Below are 25,510 nucleotides of genomic sequence, written 5' to 3'. Positions count from 1 at the left end.
CATGGTGTCAGAGCGCGGGGCCGTCGCCCGCGGAGGAACGGAGCTCGGCGGCCAGCCGCTCGCGGGAGCCTCCTTCGGCGAGCAGCGAGACCGCCACGAAGGCCAGGAAGGCCGGCGTGGCGTCGAACAGGCCGCTCTCCAGGACGCTGCGGCCGAGCAGGAAGACCAGCAGCCCGAGGAACAGCGCGCGGTGCGGCCGGGGTGCGCGCCAGGCACCGCGGAGCACCCACGCGGCCCAGCAGGCGGCGACCAGCAGCCCCAGGACGCCGGTCTGCACCAGCGCGGACACCCAGCTGCTGTCCAGCGGCTGGGTGTCCCAGAGCTGGCCCTGCACCCGGATGATCTTCACCGACAGGCCGCCCCCGAAGACCTGCTGCCAGGCCGAGTCCGCCCAGGTCAGCGACGCGCGCCAGGCGATGAAGCGGGAGTGCAGCGTGCTCACGCCCGCGCCGTCCCGTTCCGCGAAGCCAGCGACGGCGCCGGTCGTGACCACGGCCAGCACGCCCAGCGCAGCCAGCAGCAGGCCGCTGACCACCAGGCCCACCCGGGCCCGCCGGACGTGCGCGGCGACGACCAGCAGGCCGACCACGAGCATCAGCAGCCCGGTGCGGGACCCGGTCTGCCAGATGACGCCGAGGGCGAGCAGCGCCGCGACCGCCCGGCCCGGGCCGACGTCCCCGAGCACCGCCCGCCAGGTGACGTGGACGACGACGACGCCGGCCAGCAGGGCCAGCTCGTTGGGCGCCAGGGGCGGCAGCCCGCCGGCGAGCCGGCCGGTGGCGGCTGCCGCGGGCAGCCCGGTGACGGCGGCGACGGACCCGATGAGGCCGCACGCCCGGGCCAGCGCGGTGGAGAACTGGAGCAGGGTGCCGGCGCGCAGCAGGAAGAACACGGTGGCGGCCAGCACCGCGACCCGCGCCGACACCACCGCGCCCGGGAGCAGCCGGCCGGAGGTGAGGGCGCCCAGCAGCGAGCAGCCGAGCAGGACGGCGAGGAACCACAGCGAGCCGGTGCCCAGCCGACGGCGGGCCGGCCCGGCGGCCGAGGCCAGGAGGAACGCCCCGGCCAGGGCCAGCAGGCTGATCAGGCCCTTGCCCGCCACCACCGGGTCGATGGAGCCGGCGAAGTACTCGCCGCGGCGCCAGCCGACCGTCCCGGCCACGAGCAGCAGCGCCACCCCGGTCCGGGCGGTGCCGCCCGTGCCGATCGGCGGGCGGGCCGGGGAGGGGGTCGCCGCGACCGGGGCGTCCGCGGCGCTGCCGTGCGGCAGCACCGGTGCGCTCACCGGCGGAGGGCCGGCGCGGACCGCGGGTCGCGGGCGGTCGGGACGACGGCAGCCGCAGGCACGGGGACACCGTCCGCGGACCGCTCCGCCCTCACCTCGGAGCCGGTGCCCGCGGTCGCGGCGGTGTCCGCCCCGGATCGCGCCGACCGCGCGGGCCGAGGGGTGACCGCGGTCGCCAGCACGGGGAGCCCGGCGTCGGCGAGCACGGTGCGCAGCTCCAGCAGAGCGGCGGCCTCGACCCGGCCGCTGGGCACGACGAGCACGACGCCGTCGGTGGTGACGGCCGCGGCCCGCCAGCTGCGCAGCGGGGCGTGCGGCTCCGCCATGTCGAGGACCACCCGGGCGCCGTCCGGCCCGGTCCGGTCCCCGGCGCCGTCCAGCGCGGTCGGCACGCCGAGTGCGGTCAGCTCCGCGGCGACCTCGCCGGCCAGGGCCTCGGCCGCCGCCCGTCCCCCCGGGGCCGGGCAGAGGAAGCCGACGCGCACCGGCCCCGACTCAGCCCGCGCCTCCAGCCGGCGCGCCAGGGTCACCGCCGGCCGGCCGGACCGGACCCTCCCGGTGGGCGGGGCGAGCACGGTCTCGGGCGCGCCCAGGGCCCGCACGTCCGCGGCGGTGTGCAGCCGGGTGTCCGTCCGGCTGCGCACGATCGCCGCGGCCGCACCGAGCAGCAGCCCCAGGACGGCGGCGAGCGCGAGCACGTGCAGCGTCTGCGGCGAGGCCGGGCCGGTCGGCTCGGTCGCCGGGTTGGTCACTGTGAGCGACACCGGGGAGCGCCCGGAGGCCGACTGCTCCAGGTCCTCGACGACGTCGGCGAACTCGGTCGCGACGGCGTTGGCGACCGCCGCGGCGGACGCGGCGTCCCGGGTGGTCGCGACCACGTCGATCTGCGAGGTGTCCGGCGGGTTGGTGGCCGTCACCTGGCTGCGCAGCTCCCGCAGGGTCGTGGACGTGCCCAGCCGCTCACCGGCCGGGCCGAGGACGGCGGCGCTCACCGCGACGTCGGGGTAGCTGGTGACCCGCTGGCTGACGAACTGGGGGCTGCCGCTGTCGGTGGTGCTGCTCACGAACACCTGCGCGGTCGCCTGGTACGTGCGCGGCGTGAGGCCGATGACGACCAGGGCGACGGCCAGCGCGGCCGCCGTGATGCCCAGCCAGACGCGCCAGTGCCGGCGCAGCGCTGCGATGTAGTCCGTGAGTTCCATGTCCCCGCTCCCTGTCGCGCCCGGCACCTGCACGGGCACGGGGACAGCCGGGCGGCCGCCTGCGGTCGCGCCGGGTGGGCTGTTCCCCGCAGCGATTCTCGGGTGGCCGGGGCCCTCCGGAGCCCGCTTCCCGGACGGGCTCACCCTTCCGGGGGCCGGCGCGCACCCTCCGGTGCCGGGCGCTCCGACGGCGGCCCGGGACGGGTGACCCGAGCGGGTCGGATCCGCAGCCCGAACGGGTGAGCGCCCCGGCGGACATGACGGAGGGTGATCGGATCCGGGCTAGCTTCGCGGTCATCAGCCAGGCACGGCGGGCCGTCCCCTGAGGACAGGTCACCGAGCGTGGTCGTAGACGGTCGGCGGTCTCCCCACCGCCGGCCGGGACCGAGGAGGACCCATGCCCGTCGTCGGTTACGCCCCCGGCGCGTACGACCTGTTCCACATCGGCCACCTGAACGTGCTCCGGCACGCCAGTGAGCACTGCGACGTGCTCGTCGCCGGTGTCGTCGCCGACGACGTCCTGCTGCAGACCAAGGGCCGGCTCCCGGTCGTGCCGCTGGCGGAGCGGATGGAGATCGTCCGCAACCTGCGCTTCGTGGACGCGGTGCACGCCGAGGTCGTCCCGGACAAGGTCGAGACCTGGCGCGAGGTCCGCTTCGACGTGCTGTTCAAGGGCGACGACTGGCGGGGCACGGCCAAGGGCGACGCCCTGGAACGCGACTTCGCCGCCCTGGGCGTCGAGGTCCGCTACTTCCCGTACACGATGCACACCTCGAGCACCTTGCTGCGCACGGCGCTGTCGGTGATCACCGCCGAGCAGCCGGCGGCCGCCCTGGCCTGACCTGCGCACCGGCCGCGGCGTCTCGGCGCCCGGCATATCCTGGGCGACGGCCCCCCGCGCGCACCCGGCGTGCCGGGCGTGGGCCCAGGAACCAGGAGCGGCCCCCGTGAGCTTGCGCGGCGTGCTCGACGTCGTCCTGACCGACCCCGGCCTGGCCTCGGTCGTGGCGAGGGCCGGCTCTCCCGAGCTGGCCGTCACGGCGCCGCCGTCGGTGCAGCCGCTGGTGGCCGCCGCCCTGGCGGCCGGGCAGCCGGGCGCCGGCGTGCCCGTGCTGGTCGTGACGGCCGGCGAGCGGGACGCCGACGCGGTCGCCGACCTGCTGCGCTGCGTCGTCCCCGACCGGCGGGTCGCGGTCTTCCCGGCCTGGGAGACCCTGCCGCACGAGCGGCTCTCGCCCCGCGCGGACACCGTGGGCCGCCGGCTCGCCGTCCTCCGCGACCTGGCGCACCCCGGTGAGGGCGGAGCCATCGACGTGCTCGTCGCCCCCGTCCGCAGCGTCCTGCAGCCGCTGTCCCCGGGGCTGGGCGACCTGGTGCCGGTGGAGCTGCGTCCCGGGCAGACCGCGGAGCTGGACGACGTCGCCCGCGCGCTGATCGACGCCGCCTACACCCGGGTGGAGCTGGTCGAGAAGCGCGGGGAGTTCGCCCTCCGCGGCGGCCTGCTCGACGTCTTCCCGCCCACCGAGCCGCACCCGGTGCGGGTCGAGTTCTGGGGCGACGAGGTCGACGAGCTGCGGTACTTCTCCGCGAGCGACCAGCGGTCGCTGGACGAGCGTCCCGAACGGCTGTGGGCGCCGCCGTGCCGGGAGCTGCTGCTCACCGAGGAGGTCCGGGCCCGCGCCGCACAGCTGGCCGTCGACCACCCGGAGCTGGCCGAGGTGGCCGGCAAGCTCGCCGAGGGCATCGCCGTGGAGGGGATGGAGTCGCTCATCCCGGCGCTGATCGGCGGGCACGCGATGGACCTGCTCACCGACCTGGTCCCGCTCGGGACGCACGTGCTGGTGCTCGACCCCGAGCGGGTGCGCAGCCGGGCCGCGGACCTGGTGCGCACCGCGGAGGAGTTCCTGGCCGCCTCGTGGCAGACCGCCGCCGCGGCCGGCGAGGCGCCGATCGACCTGGGCGCGTCGTCCTTCCGCGACCTCGCTGACGTCGCGGACGCCGCCCGCGGCCGCGGGCTGCCGTGGTGGACGACGGGTGCGTTCACCCTCGCCACCGAGGACGACGACACCCACGTCGCGCTGGACGCCACCGCGGTCGAGCGGTTCCACGGCGACCAGGCCCGGGCGTTCGACCAGTTGCGGACGTGGGGCCGGGAGGGCTGGCGGGTGGTGCTGACCTTCGCCGGCCCGGGCCCCGCCCAGCGCGCCACCGACCAGCTCACCGAGGCCGACCTCGGCGCCCGGCTGGTGCCCGGCATCGAGGCCGCTCCTGACGCCGGCCTGACCCACGTCACCCAGGGCAACCTGGACGCCGGGTTCGCCTTCCCGGGCATCGGCCTGGCGCTGGTCACCGAGCACGACCTCACCGGCCAGCGCGGCACGTCGATGCGGGACGCGACGAAGATGCCGGCCCGCCGGCGCAACGCCGTGGACCTGGTGCAGCTGCAGCCCGGTGACCTGGTCGTGCACGAGCAGCACGGCATCGGCCGCTACGTGGAGATGGTCAGCCGCACCGTGCACGGCGGCCAGCGCGACTACCTGATCGTCGAGTACGCCCCAGGCAAGCGGAACCAGCCGCCGGACCGGCTGTTCGTGCCCACCGACGCCCTGGACCAGCTGACCCGCTACGTCGGCGGCGAGGCGCCCGCGCTGTCCAAGCTGGGCGGCGCGGACTGGGCCAAGACCAAGGGCCAGGCCCGCAAGGCGGTCAAGCAGATCGCCGCCGAGCTGATCCGGCTGTACTCGGCGCGGATGGCGAGCAAGGGCCACGCCTTCGGTCCGGACACCGTCTGGCAGCGGGAGCTGGAGGACGCCTTCCCGTTCCACGAGACCCCTGACCAGCTGGCCGCGATCGACGAGGTCAAGGCCGACATGGCCCAGCCGGTGCCGATGGACCGGATCATCTGCGGCGACGTCGGCTACGGGAAGACCGAGATCGCCATCCGGGCGGCGTTCAAGGCGGTGCAGGACGGCAAGCAGGTCGCCGTCCTGGTGCCGACGACGCTGCTGGCCAACCAGCACTTCAAGACCTTCTCCGAGCGGATGGCGCAGTTCCCGGTGACGGTGGCGGTGCTGTCCCGGTTCCAGTCGAAGACCGAGAGCGACGAGACGCTGCGCAAGCTCGCCGCCGGTGAGGTCGACATCCTCGTCGGCACGCACCGGCTGCTGCAGCCGACCACCCGGTTCAAGGACCTCGGGCTGGTCGTCGTGGACGAGGAGCAGCGCTTCGGGGTCGAGCACAAGGAGTACCTGAAGACGATGCGGACGGCGGTCGACGTGCTGTCGATGTCGGCCACCCCGATCCCGCGCACCCTGGAGATGAGCCTGACCGGCATCCGGGAGATGTCGACGATCCTCACCCCGCCGGAGGAGCGGCACCCGGTGCTGACCTACGTGGGCGCCTGGGACGACAAGCAGATGGCCGCCGCGATCCGCCGCGAGCTGCTCCGCGACGGCCAGGTGTTCGTCATCCACAACCGGGTGCAGTCGATCGACAAGGCCGCGGCGAAGATCCGCAACCTGGTGCCCGAGGCCCGGATCGCGGTGGGGCACGGGCAGATGAAGGAGCATGAGCTCGAGCGGATCATGGTCGGCTTCTGGGAGAAGGAGTACGACGTCCTGGTCGCCACCACGATCGTCGAGTCCGGGCTGGACATCCCCAACGCCAACACCCTGATCGTCGACCGGGCCGACGCCTTCGGGCTGTCGCAGCTGCACCAGATCCGCGGCCGGGTCGGCCGCGGCCGGGAGCGCGCGTACGCCTACTTCACCTACGACCCGTCCAAGCCGCTGACCGAGACCTCGGTCGACCGGCTGACCACCATCGCGCACAACACCGACCTCGGCGCCGGCATGGCGGTGGCGATGAAGGACCTGGAGATCCGCGGCTCGGGCAACCTGCTCGGCGGCGAGCAGTCCGGGCACATCGCCGGGGTCGGCTTCGACCTGTACGTGCGGCTGGTCGGGGAGGCGGTCAGCGACTACCGGGCGCAGGCGACGGGGGAGTCCCCGGCGGTGGAGCCGGCCGACGTCCGGGTCGACCTGCCGGTCGACGCGCACCTGCCGCACGACTACGTGCCCGGTGAACGGCTGCGGATGGAGGCCTACCGCAAGGTGGCCTCGGTGACCGACGACGACCAGGCGCAGGCCGTGCTGGACGAGCTGACCGACCGCTACGGCCCGGCGCCCGCGCCGGTGCTCAACCTGCTGGCCGTCGCGCGGTTCCGTGCCGCGGTGCGCACGCTGGGCGTCACCGAGGTGTCCATGCAGGGCCGGTCGATCCGGGTGAGCCCGGTCGACCTGCGGGAGTCCCAGCAGATGAAGCTGGCCCGGCTGGCCGACGGCGCGACCTACAAGTCGACGGTGCAGACGGTGTCGCTGAAGGTGCCGGTCGGCCCGGACCGCCGCACCCCGCTGCGGGACGTGGCGCTGCTCGAGAAGCTGCACGCCCTGCTGTCCGCCGTCCTGGAGGCACCCGTTCCCGTCGCCTCCTGAGGGGGCCTCCTGCCCATGGCCCGCTCCAGGGGCCCGGCCCGAGCTCGCGAGGGTCGGGGAGGAGCGGGTCCTTCCACTCGCGGCGGGGCCCGGCAGGGGCCTGACCGTCACCTCCTGACGGAGGACCCCGTCCTCCCCGCCCTTCACGAGCTCACGGCGGGTCCCGGGACGGGGCCAACGGCACCACGTGCGTCTGCGGCGTGCGGCACACCGGCTGTGGCACGCTCGTTGGCGTGTCGCGTCGCAGAGGAACCGCCGTGCTCGCCGTCGGCCTGGCCGGGGTCGCCGTCCTGGCCGGCTGCCGCACGTCCCCGAACGTCGCCGCCTACGTCGGCGACGCCGAGGTGAGCGTCGCCGAGCTGCGGACGGCGGTCGACGAGCGGCTGGCCGACCCCGACATCGCCGCGTTCGCCGCCGCCGACCGGACCGGCTACACCCGGCAGGTGCTGGGACTGCAGGTGGCCGAGGAGGTCTACGACGTCGCGGCCGCCCGCTACGACGTCACGGTGACCGACGAGCAGGTGCGGGAGCGGATCGGCACGCTGCTGGCCGGGGCCGAGCCGGAGGGCGTCTTCCGCCAGTTGGCGCAGGAGCAGGGGGTCAGCGCCGAGGACGTGGAGGAGAACGTCCGCCAGCAGCTGGTCCGGGTGCAGCTGGCCGCGGCCGCCGGGGAGGCCGACCTCTCCGAGGCCGCGCTGCAGCGCCGCTACGAGGAGGCGCGCGCCTCGCTGGCCCAGGTCCAGCTGGGCATCATCACCGTGCCCGACCAGGCCACCGGCGACGCCGTGCTGGCCCAGCTCGTCGCCGACCCCGCCGCCTACCCGGCGCTGGCGGCGCAGCACCCCGGCCCGAACACGCTGCCCGCGGTCCGGCCCTTCGGGCCCGGGGAGGTGCCCGAGGTGCTCGCCGAGCCGGTCGCGGCGACCCCGCCCGGCCAGGGGTTCGCCCGCGCCGTCCCGGAGGCCGGCGGCGTCGTCGTCGGCTTCGTGGCCGGCAGCGTCGTCCCGACCTTCGCCGAGGCCCGTGAGCAGCTCGCCCAGCAGGCCGGCACCGAGGCCGACCAGGCCGGCGCCCAGCTGGTCGCCGACGTGCAGGCCGACCTCGACGTCACCGTCAACCCGCGCTACGGGGTGCTGCAGGACGGCCAGGTCGTCCCCGGCCAGGGCGGGGTGGTGCAGCTGCTGGAGGACGCCGGCGCCGGCGCGGCCCAGACCCCGCCCGGGACTCCCGGCGCGCCGCCCGCAGGGGGCAGCGGAGACTGACGGGCGTGCCGACCCCCGTCCTGGTCTCCGTCAGCCCGCGGCTCCCCGGCCTCCTCGCCCCCGCCGGCTGGCAGGCCGTGCGGTCCGCCGACCCGCTGGTGGCCCTGCCCGGGGCAGCGGCCACCGCGCAGGCGCTGCGCGAGGCCGGGACGCCGGTCACCGACGTCGCCGCGCTGGCCGACGTGCCCCCTGGGGCGACCTGCCTGCTCACCCCCGAGGAGGCCGAGGGCGCGGGCCCGCTGGTGGCCGGCGCCCCTGAGCCGCCGGGGGCCCGGCTGCTGGACGTGGTGACCGTGATGGACCGGCTGCGCTCACCCGGCGGCTGCCCCTGGGACGCCGAGCAGACGCACGCCTCGCTGCGCGGGTACCTGCTGGAGGAGGCGCACGAGGCCTACGACGCGATCGTCGACGACGACCCGGTCGCCATGCGCGAGGAGCTCGGCGACGTGCTGCTGCAGGTCGCCTTCCACGCCCGGGTCGCCGCCGAGGCCGACCCGGCGCGCGCCTTCGACGTCGACGACGTGGCGGCCGGCCTGGTCGACAAGCTGGTCCGCCGGCACCCGCACGTCTTCGGGGACGCCGGTCCCCGGGACGTGGCCGCGGTCGAGCGGGGGTGGGAGGAGATCAAGAAGGCCGAGAAGCAGCGACGCTCGCCCACCGAGGGCGTCTCCCGCTCCCAGCCGGCCACCTCCTGGGGCGCCGCCCTGGCCGGGCGCGCGGCCCGCGCCGGGCTGCCCACGCCGGCCGCGGCCGAGCTGACCGCCCGGGACGCCGCGGAGCTGGGGGAGCAGCTGCTCGGGCTGGTGGTCGCCGCCCGGGACCGCGGCTGGGACGCCGAGGACGCCCTGCGCGCCGCCGTCCGCCGCTACGCCGACGAGCTGGACGCCGCCGCCTCCTGAGTGGAGGAAGGACCCCGTTGCCCCCCACGGCTCGCGAGCTCGCCGCGGGCCCCTGCAACGGGGCCGTCAGGCTCGGGTGGCCCGGGGGTCCGAGCCCAGCAGCTGGGGCAGCCAGAAGAGCACCCCGGCGGCCAGCGCCGTGGTCACCAGGAAGCCGCCGGTCCCGCTCTCGCTGACGTAGGCCCACAGCAGGCCGAGCACCGGCGCCAGGAACGGCAGCACCCCGTCGGCCCGCGCCTGCCGGGCCATCCCGAGGTCGGTCGCCTCCCGGTCCACCCCGGCCTGGCGCAGGTCCCCGCGCGGCTCGCGTGACCGCACCCGGCCCGACGGCCACACCTCGCTGCCGTCGACCACCGGCAGCACCAGCCGGTCGCGGGCCGGGTCGCCGTGCACGGTCAGCTGGGCGCCCGGGGCCAGCCGCTCCAGCTCCGGCGCCCAGTGGACCGGCAGCCAGCGCGTCCCGGCCGCGGTGGACAGCTCCAGCCAGCTGCGCACCACCAGGCCCTGCCGGCCCACCAGGTGGGTCGCCGCCGCGCGCGTCACCGGCCGGCGGTGCAACCGGGGCCGGCCGAGCAGCCGGGCGGCGGTGAGCGCACCGGTCACCGCCAGGACGGCGACCACCGCGAGCAGCCCGAACAGCAGGTCGGTGACCACCGCCGAGGTGGCGTCCCCGTCGGCGTGGACCCGGACCGGGTCCCCCGCGTCGTCCGGGTCGTAGCGGACCGTCAGCGCCGCGCCGGGCGGGACGTCGAGCGGGCGGCGCAGCACCAGCCGACCGGTCCGCTCCCGGCCGTCGTCGTCCCGGAAGGCGACCGCCAGCCCCCGCCCGTCCGGTGGTCCGCCGCCCTCGGTGACCGTGGCCGCGGCGGTGGCTGTGGCCGCGGCCAGCGGCGCCCGGGCGGACGGCAGCCGCGCCGCCAGCACGGTGAGCGCCACCAGGCCGACGACGAGCACGGGCACCAGCCCGAGCAGCAGCTGGGCGACCGCGCGGCGGTGCGGGCGGGGCCGGGGCGGGGTGCTCATCGCCGGCCATGCTCCCAGCCGGGACCCCGGCCCTGCTCCCAGCCGGGACGTAGGCGGCGGGGGCGGCCGGGAGCGGTCCGGGCGTGGTGTCCCGTCCGACGCGCCCGCCTGGCTAGGCTGACGCCGTGGCCAGCATCGACGCAGTAGGCGCGCGGGAGATCCTCGACTCGCGCGGGAACCCCACCGTCGAGGTCGAGGTCGCCCTCGACGACGGGACGATCGCCCGGGCGGCGGTGCCGAGCGGCGCCTCCACGGGCGCCTTCGAGGCGGTGGAGCTGCGCGACGGCGGCAGCCGCTACAACGGCAAGGGCGTGACCCAGGCCGTCGACGGCGTCCTGGACGTCATCGGCCCGGAGCTGGTCGGCTTCGAGGCCTCCGAGCAGCGGCTGGTCGACCAGCGCCTGCTGGACCTCGACGGCACCCCGGACAAGTCCCGGCTGGGCGCCAACGCCGTCCTGGGGGTGAGCCTGGCGGTGGCCAGGGCCGCCGCCGAGTCCTCCGGCCTGCCGCTGTTCCGCTACGTCGGCGGCCCGTCGGCGCACCTGCTGCCGGTGCCGATGATGAACATCCTCAACGGCGGCGCGCACGCCGACAGCAACGTCGACGTGCAGGAGTTCATGATCGCCCCGATCGGCGCGGCGACCTTCGCCGAGGCGCTGGCCGTGGGCACCGAGACCTACCACGCGCTCAAGTCGGTGCTCAAGAAGCGCGGGCTCTCCACCGGCCTCGGCGACGAGGGCGGGTTCGCCCCCTCGCTGCCGAGCAACCGGGACGCCCTGGACCTGATCGTCGAGGCGGTGGAGGCGGCCGGCTACGGCGTGGGCACCGACATCGCCTTCGCCCTCGACGTCGCCGCCACCGAGTTCCACAGCGAGGCCGGCTACGCGTTCGAGGGCCGGACGCTGTCCGCCGAGGACCTCGTCGGCTACTACCGCGAGCTGGTCGACGCCTACCCGATCGTGTCCATCGAGGACCCGCTGTCCGAGGAGGACTGGGACGGCTGGGTGGCGATGACCACCGCGCTGGGCGACCGGGTGCAGATCGTCGGCGACGACCTGTTCGTCACCAACCCCACCCGGCTGGCCGACGGCATCGCCCGCGGCGCGGCGAACGCGCTGCTGGTCAAGGTGAACCAGATCGGCACCCTCACCGAGACCCTGGACGCGGTGAACCTGGCGCACCGGTCGGGCTACCGGTCGATGATGAGCCACCGGTCCGGCGAGACCGAGGACACCACGATCGCCGACCTCGCCGTGGCCACCGACTGCGGCCAGATCAAGACCGGCGCCCCCGCCCGCAGCGAGCGGGTCGCCAAGTACAACCAGCTGCTCCGGATCGAGGAGGAGCTGGACGACGCCGCGCGCTACGCCGGCGCCGCCGCCTTCCCGAGGCTGGCCGCGCGCCCGACCGCGTGACCGGGCCGGCGCCCGCCGGCGGGGAGGACCCGTGAGCTCGACGGCCCGCAACCGGCAGGGGAGGTCCGGCGGCAGTCGCCGCCGGGCGTCGTCCCGGCCGGTGCGCGCCGGCGCCCGGGGTGCGGTGGACAGCCGGCCGGGACGCCGGACCACCCGCCGGCCGCCGCGCAGCGCCGGCACCCCGGGTCGCGGTCCGCGGTTCACCGGGCGCGCCGTCCTGCTGGGCGCGCTGGTGCTGCTGCTTGCCATGACGCTCGCCGGGCCGGTCCGGCAGTACGTCGCCGGCCGCCAGGAGCTGGCCGAGCTGGCCGCCGAGCAGGAGGCGCTCACCCAGCGGGCCGCGGACCTGCAGGCCCAGCTGGACCGGCAGGCCGACCCCGCCTACATCGCCCAGCAGGCCCGGGAGCGGCTCACCTACGTGCTGCCCGGCGACCGGCTCGTCGTCGTCGGTGACGCGGGGGACGCCGGGGACGGCGCGGCGGCGGAGGAGCTGCCGGACGGCGGCACCCCGGACAGCGACCCGGTGCCCTGGTACGAGGGCCTGCTCGGGTCGCTGGCCGCGGCGGACGGCGAGCCCGCCGACGGGGCGCCGGCGCGCACCGTCCCGGCGCCCGGCACCGGCCCCGCGCCCTCGGACCCGGTCCCGTCCACGCCGTCGACGTCGGACCCGGCGCCCCCCGTGCCGTCCGGTACCGCGCCGTCCGCTCCTGCGCCGTCCGCGCCGTCCGCACCGGTGCCCGCCGTCCCGGCGCCCAGCGACACCCTGCCCGCCGACAACCTGCCCACCGACACCGTGCCCACCGGTCCCGTGCCGGCCGACCCCCCGGCGTCCCCGGCCCCCGCGCCGTCCGGAGACTCGACCGGGTGAGCCACCCCGGAACCCGCCCGCCGCAGCCGTCCCCCGTGTCCGACGCCGAGCGTGCCGTCGTCGGGCGGCAGCTCGGCCGCCCGCCCCGGGCGCTGGCCGGCGTGGCACACCGCTGCCCGTGCGGGCAGCCCGACGTGGTCGAGACCTCACCGCGGCTGGAGGACGGCACGCCGTTCCCGACGCTGTACTACCTCACCTGCCCCCGGGCGACCGCGGCCGCCAGCCGGCTGGAGTCCGCCGGCCGGATGCGCGAGTGGCAGGACGAGCTGGGCACCGACCCGGAGCTGGCGGCGGGGTACCGGGCGGCGCACGAGTCGTTCCTGGCCACCCGGGACGCCCGCGACGTGCTGCCCACCCGGGCCAGCGCCGGCGGCATGCCCGACCGGGTCAAGTGCCTGCACGCCCTGGCCGGTCACGCGCTGGCCGCCGGCCCCGGGGTCAACCCGATCGGTGACCGGGCGGTGGCCGAGATGGGGGAGTGGTGGGCGGCCGGGCCGTGCGCCGCGCCCTCGTCCGACGACCCCGCCGACGTCCGCGCGGTGTCCGCATGACCCGGGTGGCAGCGATCGACTGCGGCACCAACTCGATCCGGCTGCTGGTCGCCGACGTGCCCCCCGAGGGTGCGCACACCGACCTGCTGCGCCGGATGGAGGTGGTCCGCCTCGGCCAGGGCGTGGACGCCACCGGCCGGCTGGCCCCGCAGGCGATCGAGCGCACCCGGGTGGTGCTGGCCGAGTACGCCGCGCAGGCCCGCGAGCTCGGTGCCGAGCGCATCCGGATGGTGGCCACCAGCGCCACCCGGGACGCCGCCAACCGGGCCGAGTTCGAGGCGATGGTCACCGCCACGCTCGGCCAGCTGCCCGACGTCGCGACCGGGATCGAGGAGGCCGGGCTGTCCTACTTGGGCGCGACGGCGTCGCTGGCCGCCGCGGCCGCCGCCCACGGCACCCCGGATCCCCGGCCGCCCTACCTCGTGGTGGACATCGGCGGCGGCTCCACCGAGTTCGTGCTCGGCGACGCCGCGGGCGTCCGGGCGGCCCACTCGGTCGACGTGGGCTGCGTGCGGCTCACCGAGCGGCACCTGCACGGCGACCCGCCGACGCCGGACGAGGTGCAGGCGGCCGAGGCCGACGTCCGGGCCGCACTGGCCGAGGTCGCGGCGGTGGTGCCCGTGGACCAGGCCGCCACGCTGGTCGGGCTGGCGGGCACGGTGACCACGGTGGCCGCCCTCGCGCTGCGGCTCCCGGCCTACGACGCGGACGCCATCCACGGCTCCCGCATCCCGGTGGCGGCCGTGCGGTCGGTCACCGCCGGGCTGCTCACCGCCGACCACGCGCGGCGGGCGGCGCTGCCGGTGATGCACCCCGGCCGGGTGGACGTGATCGGTGCCGGCGCGCTCGTGCTGCGGGTGGTGATGGACGCCTTCGACCTCGACGAGGTCGTGGTCAGCGAGCATGACATCCTCGACGGCATCGCCCTCCGCCTCGCCCGCTCCTGACGCCGCCCGCGGCGTCAGGCCCCTCTGCAGGGGCCCGCGCCGAGCTTGCGAGGCGTGGGGGGCAGAGGGGTCCTTCTCCTGCAGGGCCCCGCGCCGAGCCTGCGAGGCGTGGGGGGCAGCGGGGTCCTTCTACTTCCTCAGGCGGGGCTGTCGACGTTGAGGCCGGGCGGCAGCTTGCCGGTCAGCTTCTGGTACGTGGTGGCCGCGCCCTGGGCGGCCACCAGCCGCGCGAAGGCGTACAGCGTGCCGGAGACCGCCGACCAGGCCAGCGCGTCCGGCCACGAGACGCCGGGCGCGGCCGGGTTCTTCGGCGGCGGGTAGCCGCGGACCTTCAGCCACGCGGCGTCGGCGACCTTCCGGACCACGATGCCGCTCGGGATCGCCATCGCCGGGCCCAGCAGCTTGTACAACAGCGGGGTCTTGACCTTCTGCTTCTTCGCCACGACGGCGATCATGCCGTGGGGGCCGGTGCCGCGCCCGCTCCGCACCGTGCTGTGCTGTCGGGCATGGCACTCGACGCCGACGGCTACCCGGTCACCGCCAGTCCGGCCGGGGTCCGCCGGGGCGCCGCGGCGACGCGTGACCTCGCCGTCCTGGACCAGCGGGTGTCCGGCTGCCGCGCCTGCCCCCGGCTGGTGCGCTGGCGGGAGGAGGTGGCGCAGGTCAAGCGGGCCTCGTTCCGCGACCAGGAGTACTGGGGCCGGCCGGTGCCCGGGCTCGGTCCCGCCGACGCCCGGATCGCCGTCGTCGGGCTGGCCCCGGCCGCGCACGGGGGGAACCGCACCGGCCGGGTGTTCACCGGCGACCGCAGCGGCGACTGGATCTTCGCCGCGCTGTGGCGGGCCGGGCTGGCCAGCCAGCCGACCTCGACGCACATCGGGGACGGCCTGGAGCTCACCGACGTCCGGGTGTGCGCCGCGGTGCGCTGCGCGCCGCCGGCCAACGCGCCCACGCCGGAGGAGCGGGACACCTGCTCGCCGTGGCTGGCCCGGGAGCTGGCGCTGCTGCCCCGGCTGCGGGCGGTCGTCGTCCTGGGCGGGTTCGGGTGGACGGCGCTGTGGCCGGTCCTCGCCGCCGCGGGGTACGCACTGCCCCGCCCCCGGCCGGCGTTCGGCCACGGGGTGGAGGTGACGGTGCTCGGACCGCGGCGTCCGCTGACCCTGCTGGGCAGTTACCACGTCAGCCAGCAGAACACCTTCACCGGGGTGCTGACCGAGCCGATGCTGGACGCCGTGCTCGCCCGGGCCACCCAGCTGGCCGCCGAGGTGGACTGACCGATTCCGCCGGGTCGCACGGCCCCGGCGGGCCTAGGGTGTGGCATGCCCAAGCGTCCGGTGATCCTGATCGTGGGCGGCGGCTACGTCGGCCTCTACACCGCCCTGCGACTGCAGAAGAAGCTGAGCCGCGGACGGGCCGACGTCATCGTCGTCGACCCGCAGCCGCACATGACCTACCAGCCGTTCCTGCCCGAGGCCGCGGCCGGCTCGGTCGAGCCCCGCCACGTCGTCGTCCCGCTCCGGCGCACGCTGGACCACTGCCGGGTCATAACCGGCGCCGTCACCGCGGTGAGCCACGCGCAGCGCACCGCCCAGGTCGCCCCCGTGGTGGGGGAGTCGTTCGAGCTGAAGTACGACGTCCTCGTGATGGCGGCCGGGTCGGTCGCCCGCACGCTGCCGATCCCCGGCCTCCGCGAGCACGGGATCGGGTTCAAGAACGTCGGCGAGGCCATCTACCTGCGCAACCACGTGTTGTCCCAGCTGGACATCGCCAGCTCCACCGACGACCCCGACGTCCGCCGCAAGGCGCTCACGTTCACCTTCGTCGGCGGCGGCTACGCCGGCATCGAGGCCCTCGCCGAGCTCGAGGACATGGCCCGGTACGCCGTCGAGCACTACTACCCGCGGCTCACTCCCGACGACATGCGCTGGGTGCTGGTCGAGGCGACGGGCCGGATCCTGCCCGAGGTCGACGAGGACATGGGCCAGTGGACCGTCCAGCAGCTCGTCGCCCGGGGCATGGAGCTCAAGCTGGACACCCGGCTGGAGTCGGTGTCGCCCGACGGGGTGGTCACCACGGGCGACGGCGACTCCTTCGCCAGCGACACCCTGGTGTGGACGGCGGGCACCAAGCCGCACCCGCTGCTGGCGGCCACCGACCTGCCGCTCGACGAGCGCGGGCGGGTCCGGTGCGAGGCGACCCTGCAGGTCGTCGGCACCGACTGCGCCTGGGCGGCGGGTGACCTGGCCGCCGTCCCCGACCTGACCAAGGACGAGCCGGGGGCCACCACCGCCCCCAACGCCCAGCACGCCGTCCGGCAGGCCAAGCGGCTGGCCGACAACATCGTCGCGGTCCTCGCCGGTCAGGAACCCACGCCCTACCGGCACGCCTACGCCGGTTCCGTGGCGAGCCTGGGTCTGCACAAGGGCGTCGCCCAGGTGTACGGCGTGAAGCTCAAGGGCTGGCCGGCCTGGATGATGCACCGCGCGTACCACGTCAGCCGGGTCCCCACCCTCAACCGCAAGGTCCGGGTGCTGGCCGACTGGCTGCTCACGGCGGTCCTCCGGCGCGAGGTGATCTCCCTGGGGCAGCTGCAGGACCCCCGGCACGACTTCCTCGAGGCCTCGGTCGGGGGCGCCCCGCTGCCCCCGCCGTCGGCCGGGGACAGGGCGCAGTCCGGCAGCCGGGCGTCACAGGCCAGCTGAGGGCGGGGCGGGCGCTAGGGTGCGGCCGGGCCCCGCGGGGCCCGGCCGCCCCCGTAGCCCAATCGGCAGAGGCAGGCCCCTTAAAAGGGTCCCAGTGTCGGTTCGAACCCGACCGGGGGCACAGCCGGTGGGTCAGCGGCGCGCCAGCGCGGCGCCCATCTGCTCGACCAGCCGGACCAGCACCGGCCGCGGCGTGGCGATGTTGCAGCGGACGAAGCCGCGGCCGGCTCTTCCGCACCGGCTGCCGTCGATCAGCGCGACACCGGCCTCGGTGAGGAAGAACTCGCCCGGCTCGGCCAGGCCCAGCGCGCGGCAGTCCAGCCAGGCCAGGTAGGTGCCCTCCAGCGGGCAGAGCGAGACCCCGGGCAGGTGTTCGGCGACCAGGTCGGCGAGCAGCCGCCGGTTCCCGTCCAGGTAGTCGAGCACCCCGTCCAGCCACGGGCCGCCGGCGGACCAGGCCGCGGTGGCCGCGACGACCCCGAGGGTGGCGGCGCCGTGCTCGGGCAGCAGGCCGTCCCGCGCCCACACCGCGCGGTCCGCGTCGTTGGACAGGACGAGCTGCGCGCACTTCATCCCCGGCAGGTTCCAGGCCTTGGACGCCGACGTCGCCGTCACGGTGTGCCCGGCGGTGACCTCGCTGATCGACGCGTACGGGACGTGCCGGTGGCCGGGGAGGACCAGCGGGGCGTGGATCTCGTCGGAGAAGACCCGGCCGCGGTGGTGCTCGACGACCTCCGCGACGGCGGCCATCTCGTCCCGCTCCAGCACCCGGCCGACCGGGTTGTGCGGATTGCACAGCACCAGCAGGTGCCCGCCGGCCCGGAACGCGGCGTCCAGCGCGTCGAGGTCGCAGCCGTAGCGCCCGTCCCGGGTCGACATCGGCACCTCGATCACCTCCCGGCCGAGGGCGGGCGGGACCGTCAGGAACGGCATGTAGGCCGGGGTGGGCAGGACGACCGGCGACCCGGGGCGGGAGAAGTGCTCGATCGCGGCCTGCAGGCCGGCGATCACGTCGGCCAGCGGCCGGACGTCGGTGGGGTCCACCGCCCAGCCGTACCGGTCGCCCGCCCACTGCGCGCAGGCCTCGGCCATGCGCCGTCCGGCCGCCTCCGGCAGGTACCCGAGCAGGCCGCGGTCCACGGCGGCATGCACCGCCTCGGTGACCGCCGGCGCCGTCCCGAAGTCCATCTCGGCGACGAAGGCCCCGATCGCGTCGGGGTACTGCGACCACTTCAGGCCGCCGATGCGCCGGAGGTCCTCCACGCCCACCGCGTCGATCCCGGCCGCGTCGAACGCCGGGGCGTCGACCTCGAGCTGTCGCGTCATGGAGTCCTCTCCGGCCGGGATGTGCCCGGCGCCCGCGCGCGTCCTACCCGTGCACGGTCCGGCCACCCGTCCGGGGGACGGCGGGGCGGTCAGGAACGCACCGGCACCCTCCGGCGTTGTACTGGCAGCGTGGGGTGCACCAAGCTGATCCCCACGGACCGACCAGTCACCTCGAGGAGATGACGATGCCCAGCAGCAACCCGGCCTTCAGCCGGGGGTTCCCCGCGGCCGGAAACGGCCAGTACGCCGGTTGGGGCGCAGGCCCGCAGCAGACGTACGGCGGGGCGCCCACGCAGTACGACCCCTACGCCGCTCCGTCGCCGTACGCGGCGAAGGGCACCAGCTACCTGACGATGGACGACGTCGTCACCAAGACGGGCCTGACCTTCCTGGTGACTGTCCTCGCGGCAGCCGCCACCTGGGCGATGCCCGGCGACGCCGCGTGGGGCCTGGCGCTGCCCGCCATGCTGGTCGCCTTCGTGCTCGGCCTGGTGATCTCGTTCAAGCAGATCGCCAACCCGGCGGCGACGCTGGCCTACGCCGCCCTCCAGGGTGTCGCGGTCGGCGCGTTCAGCGAGGCGTTCAACACCTTCTACCCGGGCATCGTCATGCAGGCGGTGATCGGCACCTTCGGTGTCTTCGCCGGCATGCTGGTGGTCTACAAGACCGGTGCCATCCGGGTCACCCCCAAGCTGACCCGCTGGATCGTCGGCGCCATGATCGGCGTCCTGGTCCTGATGCTGGCCAACCTGATCGGCGGCATCTTCGGCGCCGACCTGGGGCTGCGTGACGGTGGCCCGGTGGCGATCATCTTCAGCCTGGTCGTGATCGGTGTGGCGGCGTTCTCGCTGCTGCTCGACTTCGACATGGCCGACGAGGCCATCCGGCGCGGTGCCCCGGCGAAGTTCGCCTGGTACATCGCCTTCGGCCTGCTCGTCACCGTGGTCTGGTTGTACCTGGAGATCCTGCGTCTCCTGAGCTACTTCCGCGAGTAACGGACACCCGCACCTCACGACCGTGGCCCGGTCCCCGCACGGGGGCCGGGCCACGGTCGTGCCGCGGCAGGCGTCCAGTTGTCGATCATCGGCCTCTTGCCATCGACGCGCCGGAGGACGGCGTGTCGATGAGCAAAGAGCCAATGATCAACGCGGCGCAGGCCCCCTAGGAGAGGCGCTCGAGCACCATCGCCATGCCCTGGCCGCCGCCGACGCACATCGTCTCCAGGCCGAACTGGCCGTCCCGGCTGCGCAGGCCGTTGAGCAGCGTGCCGGTGATCCGCGCGCCGGTCATGCCGAAGGGGTGGCCGACGGCGATGGCCCCGCCGTGCACGTTCAGCTTGTCCAGGTCGATGCCCAGGTCGCGGTAGCTGGGGATCACCTGGGCGGCGAACGCCTCGTTGATCTCCACCAGGTCCATGTCGTCGATGGTCATGCCGGCGCGGGCCAGCGCCTGCTGGGAGGCGGCGACCGGGCCGTAGCCCATGATCTCCGGCGACAGGCCGGTGACCCCGGTCGAGACGACCCGTGCCAGCGGGGTGATGCCGAGCTCGCGGGCCTTGGTGTCGCTCATGACCACCAGGGCGGCGGCGCCGTCGTTGAGCGGGCAGGCGTTGCCGGCGGTGACCCGGCCGTCGGGGCGGAACACCGGCTTCAGCCCCGAGATGCCCTCGAGGGTGGTCCCGGCGCGCGGGCTGTCGTCGGTGCTGACCACCGTCCCGTCGGGCAGCGTCACCGGGGTGATCTCCCGCGCCCAGAAGCCGTCGGCGAGCGCCTGCTCGGCGAGGTTCTGGCTGCGGACGGCGAACTCGTCCATGTCCTGCCGGGAGACGTCCTTGAGCAGCGCGAGGTTCTCCGCGGTCTGCCCCATGGCGATGTAGGCGTCGGGGACGTCGCCGTCCTCGCGCGGGTCGCGCCAGCTCTCCGCGCCGCTCTCGGCGGTCTTCGCCACCCGGGCCTCGGCGTCGGCGAAGCGCGGGTTGTGCGTGTCGGGGAGGGAGTCGGAGTTGCCCTTGGCGAACCGGGAGACCATCTCCACCCCGGCCGAGATGAACACGTCGCCCTCGCCGGCCCTGATCGCGTGCAGCGCCATCCGGGTGGTCTGCAGCGACGAGGAGCAGTACCGGGTGACCGTGGTGCCCGGCAGGTGGTCCATGCCGAGCAGCACCGCGACGACCCGGCCCATGTTGAAGCCCTGCTCGCCACCGGGCAGGCCGCAGCCGAGCATCAGGTCGTCGATGTCGGTGGGGTCGAGCTGGGGCACCTGGTCCAGGGCCGCGCGCACGATCGTGGCTGTCAGGTCGTCGGGGCGCAGGTCCTTCAGCGACCCCTTGAAGGCGCGCCCGATGGGGGAGCGCGCGGTGGCGACGATGACGGCTTCGGGCATGGGTCCTCCACGATGAGGGCGCACCCTGGTGGGCGGCTGGGACGTCGGGTCGGCCCTGAACCTACTCTCCGGTAGCCGGGGTCAGTGGCCCGCGTCGACGGGCGCAGCGACCTCGGCGGTGTCCGGGACGGGGATCTCCGGGGGACGGCGCCGGCGCAGCAGCGCCCAGGTGCCCCAGGGCCCGGTCTCCTCGCCGCGGACGGCGGTGGCCTGGACCTCGGTGCCGGGGCGGCCGGCCGCCCGCGCGGCGGCCTGCGCGACCGGCCGGACGGTGCCCCGTCGCCGGCGCAGGCCCCGGTCGGCCGCGGCCGGCCACGCGCCCACCGAGTCCGCGACCGAGGGCAGCAGCACCGACGCCGCCGCGGCGTACCCCGCGGCGGAGGGATGGAACTCGTCGACGCTGAACAGCCCCCGGTCGGTGGCGAAGTCCGGTCCGAGGACCGATCCGAGCGACACCGTCCGGCCGCCCTCGGCGACCACGGCGATCGTCTGCGCGGCCGCCAGCTGCCGGCTCCAGCGCCGGGCCAGCAGCCGCAGCGGCTGGCGGATCGGGCGGATGGTGCCCAGGTCCGGGCACGTGCCGACGACGACCTGGCAGCCGGCGGCGACCAGCGCGCGGACCGCCTCGGCCAGGTGCCGGACGGAGTCCGCCGGCCGGGCGCGGCTGGTGACGTCGTTCGCCCCGATCATGATCACCGCGACGTCCGGCCTCTCGGCCAGGGCCAGCTCCACCTGGGCGGCCAGCCGGTCCGACGTCGCCCCGGACACCGCCACCCGGACCAGCCGCACCGGACGTTCGGCCAGCTCGGACAGCGCCGAGGCGATGAGCACGCCCGGGGTCTGCTCGGCCCGCTCGACGCCCAGGCCCACCGCGCTGGAGTCCCCGAGGACGGCGAGCACCAGCGGCTTGGTGCGGCCGCTGCCGTACCGCCCGTTGCCGGTGGGCGGGTCGGCCGGTGCCCGGCGGGCCTCGACGGAGCGACGTGCGGCGCGGGCCTCGCCCTGGAGGACGGCGAACAGCGTGGCGCCGGCGACCCCCAGGCCGCCGCCCCCGTACATCGCCGCGGTGACCAGTCGGCGTGCCCTGCTGGCGCGTGTCACCTCGTCCGCCCTCCTGTGGCAGGTCGCCCTGTCCTGCGGCAGGTCGCCCTGTCCTGCGGCAGCGAGACCTGATCAGCAGGCTAGCCACCCCCTACGGTGGGGCCGTGCCCGACCGAGACGACCTCACCCCTCCGGACGAGAGCGGCCGGCAGCAGCAGATCGTCGACGTGCTGGTCGACGCCTTCTCCGAGCTGATGACCGCCGACGCGGACGCGTTCCGCACCAAGTTCCGCAAGATGGCCGCGGACCCCTTCGCCTTCTACCGCGGCTCCGCCTGCCTGTTCTACGCCGACATGGCGGACACGACCGACGGCTGGTGCGACGAGCGGACGTCGCGCGTGTGGATCCAGGGCGACCTGCACGCGGAGAACTTCGGCACCTACATGGACGGGCAGGGGCGGATCGTCTTCGACGTCAACGACTTCGACGAGGCCTACCTGGGGCACGTCAGCTGGGACCTGCGCCGCTTCGTGGCCAGCTTCGCCCTGCTGGCCTGGCGCAAGGCGCTCGGGGACGACGTCATCGGCGAGATGCTGGCCCGCTATCTGCACTCCTACCTGGACCAGGTGGAGGCCTTCACCCGCTCCGACGACGACCGCTCGTTCGCCCTGCTCCGGGAGAACACCGAGGGCGCGGTGCACGACGTCGTCCTGGCCACCACCGCCCGGACCCGGCTGGGGCTGCTGGACCGGCTGACCGTGGTGGAGCGGTACGAGCGGCGGTTCGCCGAGGGCGGCAGGAACCGGCGGCTCGACGACGCCGAGCGGTCGACGGTGCTGGCCGCCATCGACCGGTACCGCGAGACCGTGCACCCGCCGCGGCGGCGGCGCGACGTGGCCTACGACGTGAAGGACGTCGTCGGGACCGGCGGGTTCGGCATCGGCAGCGCGGGGCTGCCGGCCTACAACGTGCTGCTGGAGGGCTACGACCAGGCGCTGGAGAACGACGTCGTCCTCTCGGTGAAGCAGGGCAACGTGCCCGCTCCCAGCCGGATCGTGCGGGACCCGGAGATCCGGCAGCACTTCGAGCACGAGGGGCACCGGACCGCCGTCAGCCAGCGGTCGCTGCAGGCCAACGCCTCGCAGTTCCTCGGCCACACCGAGATCGACGGCGTCGGGTTCGTGGTCTCCGAGCTCTCGCCGTACGAGGTCGACCTGGACTGGGAGGACCTGACCGAGCCGGAGGAGATCGGTCCGGTGCTGAACCAGCTGGGCCGGGCCACCGCGAAGCTGCACTGCGTGGGGGACGCCGACAGCGACCACACCCTGGTGCCCTTCCAGACCGAGGAGGCGATCACCACGATGATCGGCGGGCGGCGCGAGCAGTTCGTCGCCGACCTGGTCGACTTCGCGCACACCTACGCCCGGCGGACCCGCGAGGACCACCGGCTGTTCGTCGACGCGTTCCGCGCCGGGTCGATCCCGGGGATCAGCTCCAGCGGAGCCCACCCGCTCAGCTGATGGGCAGCGTCAGCACCATGCCGCGGTGCGGGCCGACCGGCTGCAGGTCGTACTCGTCGGTGACCGGGGTGAACCCGATCCGCTCGTAGAACCCGACGGCCGCCGCGCGGGCGTCGCACCAGACCAGGTCGGCGCCGCGCTGGACGACGCGGGCCAGGCCCTCGGCCACCAGCGCCCGGCCCACGCCGAGCCCGCGCACCCGGGGGTCGGTGGCCATGCCGCGCAGCTGCCAGGGGGCCTCGGCGGCCAGCCACGGGCAGTCGCGGGGGTGGAAGCGGACCACACCGACGATCTCGCCGTCCGGGCCGGCGCCGCCGTGCAGGCGCGCAGCCAGGTGCAGCGCGTACGGGGCGTCGTCGCCGTCCATCTCGGCCGGCCGGCCCTGGCGGAGCTCCTGGAGCCGCAGCGCGTGGGTGGCAGCGGCGTCGACCTGCTCGATCGTGATGGTGCCCGGACCGGCGTCGGCGCTCACCCCGACAGTCTCCCCGACGCCGGCCCGATCGGCCCCGCTGCAGGGTCCTGCGCCCAGCTCACCCGGCCCCGTCCAGAGGCTCGCCCCGAGCTTGCGAGGGGTGATGAGGACGGGGTCCTTCAACTCATCGGGATCGCCGCCCCCTGCGGACGCGCAGGTAGTCGGCGACCACGTACTCGCCCAGCCGGTCGCTGTCGGGCTGGAACACCCGGCCGCCGGCCCGCGCGGTGATGTCGTGCACGAAGTCGACCAGCCCGGGATCCGGGTCGAGGGCGAACACGTTGAGCGTGGCACCCGACCGGGCGCAGCGCTCCACCTCCGCGACGGTCCGGGCGATCGTCTCGGGCATCGGCGGCCAGCAGAAGTACGGCGTGCCGTCGTCCTCGAGGTGCGCGGTCGGCTCCCCGTCGGTGACCACCAGGATCACCGGCTCCGCGTCCCGGTGCCGGGCGAGGAACCGCCGGGCCAGCATCAGGCCGTGCTGCAGGTTGGTGCCCTGCAGGGTGTCCACGGACAGCTCCGCGAGGGTCTCCGGCCGCAGCACCTGGGCGGTGGAGGAGAACCCGATGATCTCGATGGCGTCCTGCGGGAACCGGGTGGTGACCAGCGAGTGCAGCGCCATGGCGGTGGACTTCGCCGCGCCCCAGGTGCCGCGCAGCGCCATCGAGTAGGAGAGGTCGACCAGCAGCGCGACCGCCGCCCCGGTACGCCGCTCGGTCTCCACCACCTCGAAGTCGTCGACGGCGATCCGCACCCGCCGCTGCCCCTCCTCGCGGGGCTCGCCGGCCTGCCGGAGGACGGCGTTGCGGACGGTGCGGACGACGTCCAGCGGCTGCTCGTCGCCGAAGTGCCACTCCCGCGAGCCGCCGGTCAGCTCCCCGGCGGCGCCGGCGTCGGCCACGTCGTGGTCCCCGCGGCCGGCCGCGGACAGCGCGGCGAACACCCGCCGCAGCGCGGTGGCGCCCAGCCGGCGGACCGCCTTGGGGGAGAGCTCGAGCTTGCCCTCGGAGCGCTGCAGGTAGCCCTGCCGCTCGAGCTCGCGCTCCAGCCGGCGCAGCGCCGCCAGGTCGTCGACGGCGGACCGGCCCAGCGCCTGCTCCAGCAGCTCCTCGTCGACGTCGGCCAGCGACGCCCCGGCGTAGCCCTGGGACAGCTGGGAGGACAGCGCCTCCAGGTCGGCGAGCTCGGCCACCGCGGTGGTCGCGTCGCCCAGCCCGAGCCCCTCCGCGCCGTCGGGCACCGGCCCCCGCTGGCCCCAGCCCAGGTCCGGCCGGGCCTGGCGCAGCGCGTCGGACAGGTGGGCCATCTCGCTCTGCAGGCCCAGGTCGCCCATCGCCTGGGCCATCAGGTCCTGCAGCTCGGAGCGCTGGTCCGGGGACAGCCCGGCCATCATCCGTTCCTGGGCGGCGGCCCGGCGGGCCAGCGAGTCGATCAGCTCGTCGACCGACTGCGGGTCGTCGGGGAAGAACTGCCCGTGCTTGCTCATGAAGTCGGCGAACTGCTGGTCGGTGTCCTCGCCGCGGTTGTGCGCGTCGACCAGCGCGGACAGGTCGGCGACCATGTCCTTGACCGCCTGCATCCCGGCGCTGTCGCCGTCCTGCATCGCCTGCAGCGCCTGCTTCATGCCCTGGAAGGAGCTGTCCAGCACCTCCCGGCGCAGCAGGTCCTCGATCTCCCGGTAGGCCTGCTCGGCCTCGGGCGACCGCCACTGGTGGTCCTTCAGCGCGCGGACGGCGCCGGCGGTGTCCTGCGGGAGGGCGTCCAGCTCGGCCTCGGCCAGCCGGGCGGCGTCGTCCGGGTCGGGGAACAGCTCGCGGCGCTCGGCGGCCACGGCCCGGTCCAGCAGCTCGCGGACCTGCTCCAGCGTGCCGTCCATCCGCCCGGCCTGCCGGGCCTTGCGCAGCCGGTCGCGCACCGAGCGGCGCAGCTGGTCCAGGCCGGGGCGGCCGTCGACCCCGCGGCGCAGCAGCTCGCGCAGCGCCTCGCGCACGCCGCTGCCGCCGAGCACCGAGTCGCCGAGCTCGTCGACGGCGGCCGCCACGTCGTAGGGCGGGGCCAGCGGGTCGGGCCCGCCGTGCCAGCGGCCGTATCGGTACCCCCGGGAGGAACGTCCCCGCGCCAC

21 protein-coding genes and 1 tRNA gene are annotated in these 25,510 nt (G+C 75.6%); 13 read left to right on the top strand and 9 right to left on the bottom strand.

What is annotated here, in order from left to right; genetic code table 11:
* Window positions 1-7: 7 nt before the first annotated feature.
* Together ACWIX6_RS19980 and ACWIX6_RS19975 are read right to left on the bottom strand one after the other, a co-directional pair.
* On the bottom strand, window positions 8-1,285 hold the full coding sequence (locus ACWIX6_RS19980; RefSeq protein WP_448614185.1) for an O-antigen ligase family protein: 1,278 nt from the start codon (window positions 1,283-1,285) through the stop codon (window positions 8-10).
* Window positions 1,282-2,487, bottom strand: a complete 1,206-nt coding sequence (locus ACWIX6_RS19975) for a YveK family protein (RefSeq protein ID WP_448614184.1) — start codon at window positions 2,485-2,487, stop codon at window positions 1,282-1,284. The genes ACWIX6_RS19980 and ACWIX6_RS19975 overlap by 4 nt, the downstream gene beginning before the upstream one ends.
* A 397-nt stretch (window positions 2,488-2,884) precedes the next feature.
* On the opposite strand from ACWIX6_RS19975, the gene ACWIX6_RS19970 reads away from it, so the two are divergent.
* The 4 genes from ACWIX6_RS19970 to ACWIX6_RS19955 all read left to right on the top strand — a co-directional run bounded on the left by ACWIX6_RS19970 (window position 2,885) and on the right by ACWIX6_RS19955 (window position 9,141).
* The gene (locus tag ACWIX6_RS19970) at window positions 2,885-3,328 is read left to right on the top strand and encodes an adenylyltransferase/cytidyltransferase family protein (protein ID WP_448614183.1); all 444 of its coding nucleotides are present in this window, start codon (window positions 2,885-2,887) and stop codon (window positions 3,326-3,328) included.
* 106 nt (window positions 3,329-3,434) lie between these two features.
* Complete coding sequence (gene mfd, locus ACWIX6_RS19965; RefSeq protein WP_448614182.1) at window positions 3,435-6,980, top strand: transcription-repair coupling factor; 3,546 nt, start codon at window positions 3,435-3,437, stop codon at window positions 6,978-6,980.
* A gap of 233 nt (window positions 6,981-7,213) precedes the next feature.
* Window positions 7,214-8,242, top strand: a complete 1,029-nt coding sequence (locus tag ACWIX6_RS19960) for a SurA N-terminal domain-containing protein (protein ID WP_448614181.1) — start codon at window positions 7,214-7,216, stop codon at window positions 8,240-8,242.
* 5 nt (window positions 8,243-8,247) lie between these two features.
* Window positions 8,248-9,141 (top strand): MazG family protein, encoded by an 894-nt coding sequence (locus tag ACWIX6_RS19955; RefSeq protein ID WP_448614180.1) that lies wholly within the window; start codon window positions 8,248-8,250, stop codon window positions 9,139-9,141.
* 66 nt (window positions 9,142-9,207) lie between these two features.
* On the opposite strand, the gene ACWIX6_RS19950 is transcribed toward ACWIX6_RS19955, so the two are convergent.
* On the bottom strand, window positions 9,208-10,164 hold the full coding sequence (locus tag ACWIX6_RS19950) for a hypothetical protein (protein ID WP_448614179.1): 957 nt from the start codon (window positions 10,162-10,164) through the stop codon (window positions 9,208-9,210).
* A gap of 125 nt (window positions 10,165-10,289) precedes the next feature.
* Between ACWIX6_RS19950 and eno the strand changes: the two genes are divergently transcribed.
* The 4 genes from eno to ACWIX6_RS19930 are packed head-to-tail and all read left to right on the top strand — an operon-like array spanning window position 10,290 to window position 13,945.
* Complete coding sequence (gene eno / locus ACWIX6_RS19945; RefSeq protein ID WP_448614178.1) at window positions 10,290-11,579, top strand: phosphopyruvate hydratase; 1,290 nt, start codon at window positions 10,290-10,292, stop codon at window positions 11,577-11,579.
* Between the two features lie 31 nt (window positions 11,580-11,610).
* On the top strand, window positions 11,611-12,447 hold the full coding sequence (locus ACWIX6_RS19940) for a septum formation initiator family protein (RefSeq protein ID WP_448614177.1): 837 nt from the start codon (window positions 11,611-11,613) through the stop codon (window positions 12,445-12,447).
* On the top strand, window positions 12,444-12,998 hold the full coding sequence (locus tag ACWIX6_RS19935) for a DUF501 domain-containing protein (protein WP_448614176.1): 555 nt from the start codon (window positions 12,444-12,446) through the stop codon (window positions 12,996-12,998). Before ACWIX6_RS19940 ends, ACWIX6_RS19935 begins: the two co-directional genes overlap by 4 nt.
* Window positions 12,995-13,945, top strand: coding sequence for a Ppx/GppA phosphatase family protein (locus ACWIX6_RS19930; RefSeq protein WP_448614175.1), 951 nt, complete (start codon window positions 12,995-12,997; stop codon window positions 13,943-13,945). The genes ACWIX6_RS19935 and ACWIX6_RS19930 overlap by 4 nt, the downstream gene beginning before the upstream one ends.
* Before the next feature lie 137 nt (window positions 13,946-14,082).
* Here the strand turns inward: ACWIX6_RS19930 and ACWIX6_RS19925 are convergent, their stop codons facing one another.
* Window positions 14,083-14,388: a DUF4235 domain-containing protein gene (locus tag ACWIX6_RS19925; protein ID WP_448614174.1), complete on the bottom strand. Its 306-nt coding sequence runs from the start codon at window positions 14,386-14,388 to the stop codon at window positions 14,083-14,085.
* Window positions 14,389-14,451: 63 nt separating this feature from the next.
* On the opposite strand from ACWIX6_RS19925, the gene ACWIX6_RS19920 reads away from it, so the two are divergent.
* From ACWIX6_RS19920 to ACWIX6_RS19910, 3 genes are all read left to right on the top strand, one after another.
* On the top strand, window positions 14,452-15,219 hold the full coding sequence (locus tag ACWIX6_RS19920) for a uracil-DNA glycosylase (RefSeq protein WP_448614173.1): 768 nt from the start codon (window positions 14,452-14,454) through the stop codon (window positions 15,217-15,219).
* Window positions 15,220-15,264: 45 nt separating this feature from the next.
* Window positions 15,265-16,647 carry an NAD(P)/FAD-dependent oxidoreductase gene (locus ACWIX6_RS19915; protein ID WP_448614172.1) on the top strand — a complete coding sequence of 461 codons (1,383 nt, stop codon included), beginning with the start codon at window positions 15,265-15,267 and terminating at the stop codon, window positions 16,645-16,647.
* A 47-nt stretch (window positions 16,648-16,694) separates the two neighbouring features.
* A tRNA-Leu gene (locus ACWIX6_RS19910) sits at window positions 16,695-16,768 on the top strand.
* An 11-nt stretch (window positions 16,769-16,779) separates the two neighbouring features.
* Here the strand turns inward: ACWIX6_RS19910 and ACWIX6_RS19905 are convergent.
* Entirely contained in the window at window positions 16,780-17,973 is a 1,194-nt protein-coding gene (locus tag ACWIX6_RS19905) for a MalY/PatB family protein (RefSeq protein ID WP_448614171.1), read from the bottom strand.
* 185 nt (window positions 17,974-18,158) lie between these two features.
* Between ACWIX6_RS19905 and ACWIX6_RS19900 the strand changes: the two genes are divergently transcribed.
* On the top strand, window positions 18,159-18,968 hold the full coding sequence (locus ACWIX6_RS19900; protein WP_448614170.1) for a Bax inhibitor-1/YccA family protein: 810 nt from the start codon (window positions 18,159-18,161) through the stop codon (window positions 18,966-18,968).
* Window positions 18,969-19,134: 166 nt separating this feature from the next.
* Here ACWIX6_RS19900 and ACWIX6_RS19895 read toward each other — a convergent pair whose 3' ends face one another.
* Both ACWIX6_RS19895 and ACWIX6_RS19890 read right to left on the bottom strand, forming a co-directional pair.
* On the bottom strand, window positions 19,135-20,355 hold the full coding sequence (locus ACWIX6_RS19895; RefSeq protein WP_448614169.1) for an acetyl-CoA C-acetyltransferase: 1,221 nt from the start codon (window positions 20,353-20,355) through the stop codon (window positions 19,135-19,137).
* 81 nt (window positions 20,356-20,436) lie between these two features.
* On the bottom strand, window positions 20,437-21,456 hold the full coding sequence (locus tag ACWIX6_RS19890) for an SGNH/GDSL hydrolase family protein (protein WP_448614168.1): 1,020 nt from the start codon (window positions 21,454-21,456) through the stop codon (window positions 20,437-20,439).
* Window positions 21,457-21,560: 104 nt separating this feature from the next.
* Here ACWIX6_RS19890 and ACWIX6_RS19885 point away from each other — a divergent pair, with 104 nt between their 5' ends.
* Window positions 21,561-22,916, top strand: coding sequence for a DUF2252 domain-containing protein (locus ACWIX6_RS19885; RefSeq protein WP_448614167.1), 1,356 nt, complete (start codon window positions 21,561-21,563; stop codon window positions 22,914-22,916).
* Here the strand turns inward: ACWIX6_RS19885 and ACWIX6_RS19880 are convergent.
* Complete coding sequence (locus ACWIX6_RS19880; protein WP_448614166.1) at window positions 22,909-23,388, bottom strand: GNAT family N-acetyltransferase; 480 nt, start codon at window positions 23,386-23,388, stop codon at window positions 22,909-22,911. The two genes, ACWIX6_RS19885 and ACWIX6_RS19880, sit on opposite strands and share 8 nt — an antisense overlap.
* A 124-nt stretch (window positions 23,389-23,512) precedes the next feature.
* Window positions 23,513-25,510, bottom strand: coding sequence for a VWA domain-containing protein (locus tag ACWIX6_RS19875; RefSeq protein WP_448614165.1), 1,998 nt, complete (start codon window positions 25,508-25,510; stop codon window positions 23,513-23,515).

The sequence above is a fragment of the Modestobacter sp. URMC 112 genome (assembly GCF_053502575.1).
The sequence above is the reverse complement of the archived record's forward strand: the minus strand, read 5'-3'. Positions and strand labels throughout refer to the sequence as shown.